We start from the raw sequence: 6018 nt of genomic DNA on the forward strand, positions 1-6018 counted from the left end.
TTCCCACGCCGGTCCAGCGTTTTACGGGTTGGCAGGTGCGACTGCTCGACCATTCTGATGATCTCGAGCTTTTCGGATGCGGGATATCTCATTCTGGCTCGTCCCCATCCGCGATCATGCTTTTTTTAAGCAGACGGTTTTCCAGGGTCAGATCAGCCACGCATTCCTCGAGCGCACCAGCCTCACGGCGCAGATCCTTGACTTCATCACTGGTAGCAGCGCGCGCCGTATCACCCGCCAGTCGGCGCTTGCCGGCCTCCATGAACTCTTTGGACCAGGTGTAATACAGGCTCTGCGCGATGCCTTCCTTGCGGCACAGCTCGGCAATGCTATCTTCGCCACGCAAGCCGTCCAGCACGATCCTGATCTTGTCTTCGGCTGAAAAGTGCCGTCGGGTCGCCCGGCGAATGTCCTTCACCACCTGCCCGGTGGGCTTCTTGGTGTTCGAGGATTTGGCAGTCATCCTGGTTCCTTCGTCATCCGACGAGACCAAAACACTCCTTAAAGCTCAACCCTGAATCTGTGCCATGGGTGCTGACGGCGGACAGGTCCGCGCCTCGTTGAACACCTTGGTCGGGAGCTCCCCGACGGCACTTGGGATCGCAAACACGGACACCTGCGCCGTGAACCCTTCTTCAACGGCTTGCTCCGGCTGATTGTCGCTCCGCCGTGACGATATGCTACCGATTGCGCCAATCGCCCAGCTCACCAGCCGCAGCTACGATTTGTTTCGGCACCGCAACTACGGCAGGCGTTAAGAGACCGCAGCGGCTTGGCGACCTATCCTGAAATAGGCGTTGGCCTCCCCTCCGAACATCAGCGCCACGCCGCTCCAGACGCAGGCGACGTGCAGGACGCGACTGACGCTCATGGCCCAGGTTGCAGTGCTGGCTGTCGCAAAAAAATCATCCATGGCACCACCCTCTGCCAGCCATTGCAGCGGCTCAAAGACAAGTGAAAAAGTACCAAGGCCGCCGAAGATGATCAGGAGCGTCCACCTGGCCCAATTGTGCCCTGACAGCATGAACCAGCCGAGCGCCAGTAGAAGGATGTAGGCAAAGCCGCGGACGGCTAGCTCAGGAACACCTGTCATGACCGCTGCTGCAAAGCCCTCAGGCGCATCAACGAGACGCACGCTCAGCTCTGCGACCGCGGTGACGACCGCGCCGACCCACAGATAGAAGCTTGCTTTGACGGTGGCAGGCGCTGGGCTTGGGTTGGGCATGGAGACCATCCTACTTCGCTTGTGTGAAATGGGTATAACAGATCGGCGGCGCCGCGAGCTCAGAAGAACGCGCTCGCCAGCACAAAGAAGGCGCACAGCAACAACCCCGTGCCGCAGATCACGTTAGTTCGCGCGGCCGGCCAGCGTCTGAACAACCCGCTCCGCCGCAACTGGCTTACCGCCAGTATCAGTGCGGCGAAATAGAGTAGGTTCACCATCTGGAACAGCGCACCCAGCGCGTAGAAACTGACTATCCAGTGACCGGTGGCCGGATCGATGAACATGGGGAAGAAGGCGCCGAAGAACAGAATGGCCTTGGGATTACCCAAGGTGATCAGAAAGCCTTTGAGCGCGCTTCTGGAGACCGGCGCTTTCGAAGCGTCGTCCATTCCCGGCGAATGCAGGAGGGGCCCGCCGGCTTCAACCCGCCCGACATAGTCGGCCAGGCGACCGGTAAAGTCATCGAGGCCGGCCAGCACATGTCCGACGCGGACGGCAACCAGCGGCAGTCTGCCGTCGCGCGTGAAAAAAGCCTCGGCCTGCCGTTTGCCCGCGGCATAGCTGGCCTCGGCGAGATTAGGATCGTGCCAAGGATACCCTAGGTCGATGAATTCCCGCGTCAGGTTGACGTCGGTCTAGATGAACGGCCGCAGGATCGTGTCTCGGATGTGGTCATAGACCTCAATGGTCGAGGTCATGACGTAGCGGTCTACGCAACCGGCGAACACTTCGGCCGATATGGCGGCATCGAGCGGGCTGTAGCACATCTGGTTATAGACCAGATCGAAGGGGCCACCGGCGAAGGCCACTATCATGGCTTCCCGGTCGCGACGATCCACGCGCACACGCTCGACAGCATTGCCGAAATCATCGGCCGCGATGCCACGCGTGGCCAGGGTTACCGCGTGGCCCTCCTCGATCAGGCGGCGCACCAGCAGCCGGCCAAAGAAACGGGTACCGCCGATGACGAGAACGGATTTAGGCATGCTTATCCTCGAGCATTAAAATATCTCGAAATATCGCGCTGGAAAGGCCAGAACAAACGATAAATGCTGGCGCTTTGCACTAGGAAAATTTACGCTGGCAGCATGAACCAGCCCCTGAAGCGACTCTCCGGATTGCTCGACTTTGAATGTGCCGCGCGCTGGAGCAGCTTCAGCTAGGCAGCCCTCGAACTCCACAAGACGCCGGCCGCTGTCAGTCTGCAGGTCAAGCAATTGGAAGAGACGCTGGGATTTGCGCTGTTCATTCGGCACAGGCGCAAGATCGTCCTCACCGACAAAGGGCGCGACCTCGCTGCCTCGCTCGGCGACATGCTGAAAAACCTGCAGACCAAGGTGGCCATGCTGCGCGGCAGTGATGACGACAGCGTGCTGAGGCTGTCGACAACCCATTCCCTGGCCATGAAGTGGCTGGCACCGCGCCTGCACCGGTTCGGGCAGCGATATCCCGAGCTAGATCTGCGCGTCGAAGCCAATGACGCCATGGTATCGACCGACGGCCACGCCTGCGATATCGCGTTGCGCTATACCAACGCTCCCGCCGACAACCTGTTGTTTCGCGATAGCCTCGTCGTCGTCGTCAGCCCCGAGGTCGGTGCGGCATCGCTGGACGAGGCTTTGGAGCAACCGCTGCTCTATGAGGGAACATTGGAGCTTTGGCTGCGCTTTCTCGGCCAGAACGGCAGGCGCAATCCGGGTTACGATTTTTCCCGCAGCTTCAGTCACGCCGGACTATTGGTCCAGGCTGCGGTGGCGGGACACGGGGTCGCGTTGGCACCATACGCACTGGCCTATGAAGATCTGTCACAGGGGCGGCTGGTGACCTGTCCGTGCATTCCGCTTGCCTCGCACTATGGCTACAGGCTGGTGTTCGACGAGCGGAAACTCGATACACTCAAGATTCGCGCCTTCGTTGACTGGATAGAGGCGGAAACGGCGGACATGGCGCAGGCCTTTGCGACGGCGTTTCCCGAGTCAACTCAAACCCGATCCAGGGGCAAGGCGCTGCCGCTGCGCTGACGGCAACACTCACCAAAGCTCGAGCTGTGGAGCAAGTGCTGCCAGGAAGCTCGGTGCGTCGAAGAGGTCGCCAGGGGCGAAAGCGCCGTTCCGCTGGTCTGGGCTAGTCAGTATACGCTGCACGGCTTCCACCACTAGCGGCGCGGTAATCGCGTAGATGTCCTGTCCGCGGGCGGCTTTGCGGCGCACCTTATCCCCCTGCCGGACTTCAACGTCCACGAGGAAAATCTGGGCCGAGCGGCCCCACTCATCTGCCGCGGTTGGTGGAGGCGTGGTCGGATCGGCAAGCTCTCGCAACGACGCGGTGTTCACATAGTTATGGATCTCGCCGACCTGGAGATGGCGGCTGAGCAGGATGGTTTCGCTAAGCGGCACCTCGGCCATTTCCTGCCTGCCGAAAGGGGCGGCAAATGACCAAGTATGCTGTGGTGCCGGATCGGCCAGCGGCTGCAGCCTGCCGTCGGAGACGATCAGCCGGCGCGCAGTATTCCGCTGCCCGGTGATGCGGGTGCCCTCGGTCGGGTTCCAGCTGTCGAGGGCGATATTGAGACGAATTGTGTCAGCTTGGACCCAGTCCCCCATCGCAGCGGTCGCCAGTAGATCGCCCAGGCCACCCCAGAAGCCCATGGCGGGGATGATCACGACGCCAGCCTGTTCCGCGGCCAGGCCAAATCGCTCGAAGACTGCCTGAGCACTGGCTTGCTCGGCCGTTATGTCGAGATAGGGAATGCCCGCCCGCAGAGCAGCGGAAACCAGGGGCGCAGCGCTATCCAGAAACGGTCCGGCACAGTTTATGAGTGCAGCAGCACCGTGGAGCGCGCGCCCTACTGCAGCGGCGTCGTCAAACGTGGCCACGACCCGTCGGGTACCGTCGGGGAGGCTCAGGGCCGTTAACCTTACCGCATTGCGTCCAATGGCGATGATAGGAAAGCCCCGGCGCGACAGTTCCTGAAGAACAAAGCGACCGGTGTGTCCGGCTGCACCATAGACGGCCACAGTTGGCCGAGCGCCCTCGGCCTCATAAAAATCAGCACTCATGTTCGTCGCTTCCAACACTACAGACCTGTCTGTTTTTACAGACAGGTCTGTAGTGTGTCAAGCTAAGCCGTGCTAGTGATCATGCAGAAGGAGCGATCGCATGATGGAACAGAGAAGTGGCGGGCAGCCGGCTGTCGCTCGGGCGGATGTGCGGGAACGGATACTCGACACCGCCTCGGACTTATTCTACCGCCGGGGCGTGCGCGCGGTCGGCGTTGACCTGGTCGTCGAAATGGCAGGCGTGGCCAAGACCAGTCTGTATCGGCACTTTCGCACGAAGGATGAGCTCATCGCGGCATTCCTGCAGCGGGAGGACGAAGACTTCTGGGCTAATTGGGATAGGGTAGCGGCAGTCCACCCAGAGGATGGCGCAGCTGAGCTCGAGGGCCAGCTCGCCTGGATCGCAGAACGGGTCGGTCGGCCCCACTATCGTGGCTGTCCGCAACTCAATGTGGCAGCCGAGTTTCCCGACGAAGAACATCCCGCACGTATTGTGGCCCGACGCCATAAGCAGGCGCTTTACCTTCGTCTCAAGGGCATTGCTAGACGCCTGGGCGTCCAGTACCCGGAGCTGCTGGCAACTCAGTTGACCGTGGTCATCAATGGCGCATTTGTCAGTTCGCAGGCGCTATCCACCGGCGATGCCGCGCAGACTCTGGTCCAGATGGCGCGTGCCCTGATCGCGGCAACAAGTGACGAGAATGCGCGAGGCGCAGCTACCTAGCGCCAGCCGAAGGAAATTTCTGGCTTGAGATCTATAGCAGCCAGAGTGTTTTGGTCTCGTCGGACGACGAAGGAACCAGGATGGCTGCCAAATCCTGGAACTGTTGATCGCCACTGAGACCTGACCCTCTAGGGGCATAAGTTTTCACTGAGATCTGACCCATGTTTTGATCGTTCCCTGGCTGTTTGTCGGGGGAGCACTGGAGTGATCGACATGGCGTTATTGAGCGTAATCCGGCGCTGGCATTTCCGTGAGGGGATGCCGATCCGGGAGATTGAGCGGCGCACTGGATTGTTGCGCAACACCATTCGCAAGTATCTGCGGCTGACACGGTGGAGCCGAAGTTCAAGGTTCCTGCGCGGCCCAGCAAGCTTGATCGGTTTGCGCAAAAGCTCTCCGACTGGCTGCGCGTGGAAGCCGGTAAATCGCGCAAGCAGCGGCGCACGGCCAAGCAGATGCATGCCGATCTGGTGGTACTGGGCTATGAGGGTTCTTACGAGCGGGTGGCTGCGTTTGTGCGGGCCTGGAAAGCGGAACGGCAGCGCGAACAGCAAACCAGCGGGCGCGGTACCTTCGTTCCCCTGGTGTTCGGGCCGGGCGAGGCCTTCCAGTTCGACTGGAGCGAAGACTGGGCCATGCTGGGCGGCGAGCGTACCGAGCTGCAGGTGGCCCACACCAAGCTGTCGCACAGCCGGGCGTTCATCGTTCGGGCCTATCCGCTGCAGACCCGCGAGATGCTGTTCGATGCTATGACCCAGGCGTTCCGGGTGCTGGGCGGCGTCCTCCGTCGCGGCATCTTCGACAACATGAAGACTGCGGTCGATCGGATCGGCTCTGGCAAAGCCCGGCAGATCAACGCCCGGTTCGCGGCGATGGCCAGACAGGTAATACCAACGACTCTTGGTTGTGACTCTCTGGGGATTCCCAAGCGACACGCTTGCTGGTTCGATGGGGGCGAAGGAGATTCGCCCATGCCTGGATCGGTTCGGCTTCGACAGGACTATTGCTCT

Annotated in this window: 7 protein-coding genes and 3 pseudogenes; 5 read left to right on the forward strand and 5 right to left on the reverse strand. The window is 61.0% G+C overall.

The annotated features are described in order from the left end of the window. From WH91_RS18480 to WH91_RS18490, 3 genes and pseudogenes are all read right to left on the reverse strand, one after another. Window positions 1-463, reverse strand: a pseudogene (locus WH91_RS18480) (transposase); the annotation flags it as partial. Window positions 464-754: 291 nt separating this feature from the next. After that, window positions 755-1225: a hypothetical protein gene (locus WH91_RS22785; protein ID WP_052952957.1), complete on the reverse strand. Its 471-nt coding sequence runs from the start codon at window positions 1223-1225 to the stop codon at window positions 755-757. A 59-nt stretch (window positions 1226-1284) separates the two neighbouring features. After that, on the reverse strand, window positions 1285-1704 hold the full coding sequence (locus WH91_RS18490; protein ID WP_244542496.1) for a LysE family translocator: 420 nt from the start codon (window positions 1702-1704) through the stop codon (window positions 1285-1287). Here WH91_RS18490 and WH91_RS25835 point away from each other — a divergent pair, their 5' ends adjacent. Then, window positions 1705-1827, forward strand: a complete 123-nt coding sequence (locus WH91_RS25835) for a hypothetical protein (protein WP_280140269.1) — start codon at window positions 1705-1707, stop codon at window positions 1825-1827. A 33-nt stretch (window positions 1828-1860) separates the two neighbouring features. Here WH91_RS25835 and WH91_RS24955 read toward each other — a convergent pair whose 3' ends face one another. Continuing rightward, the gene (locus WH91_RS24955; RefSeq protein ID WP_052952960.1) at window positions 1861-2211 is read right to left on the reverse strand and encodes an NAD-dependent epimerase/dehydratase family protein; all 351 of its coding nucleotides are present in this window, start codon (window positions 2209-2211) and stop codon (window positions 1861-1863) included. A 189-nt stretch (window positions 2212-2400) separates the two neighbouring features. Between WH91_RS24955 and WH91_RS25840 the strand changes: the two are divergent. Beyond that, window positions 2401-2502 (forward strand): annotated as a pseudogene (locus WH91_RS25840) (LysR family transcriptional regulator); the annotation flags it as partial. Between the two features lie 66 nt (window positions 2503-2568). After that, entirely contained in the window at window positions 2569-3246 is a 678-nt protein-coding gene (locus WH91_RS18500) for a LysR substrate-binding domain-containing protein (protein WP_280140270.1), read from the forward strand. Window positions 3247-3255: 9 nt separating this feature from the next. Here the strand turns inward: WH91_RS18500 and WH91_RS18505 are convergent, their stop codons facing one another. Next, window positions 3256-4284, reverse strand: coding sequence for a saccharopine dehydrogenase family protein (locus WH91_RS18505; RefSeq protein WP_046172499.1), 1029 nt, complete (start codon window positions 4282-4284; stop codon window positions 3256-3258). 103 nt (window positions 4285-4387) lie between these two features. Between WH91_RS18505 and WH91_RS18510 the strand changes: the two genes are divergently transcribed. Then, the gene (locus tag WH91_RS18510) at window positions 4388-5008 is read left to right on the forward strand and encodes a TetR/AcrR family transcriptional regulator (protein ID WP_046172502.1); all 621 of its coding nucleotides are present in this window, start codon (window positions 4388-4390) and stop codon (window positions 5006-5008) included. 213 nt (window positions 5009-5221) lie between these two features. After that, window positions 5222-5883, forward strand: a pseudogene (istA, locus tag WH91_RS18515) (IS21 family transposase); the annotation flags it as partial. Window positions 5884-6018 lie beyond the last annotated feature (135 nt).

The sequence above is a fragment of the Devosia psychrophila genome (assembly GCF_000971275.1).
Taxonomy (GTDB): Bacteria; Pseudomonadota; Alphaproteobacteria; order Rhizobiales; family Devosiaceae; genus Devosia; species Devosia psychrophila.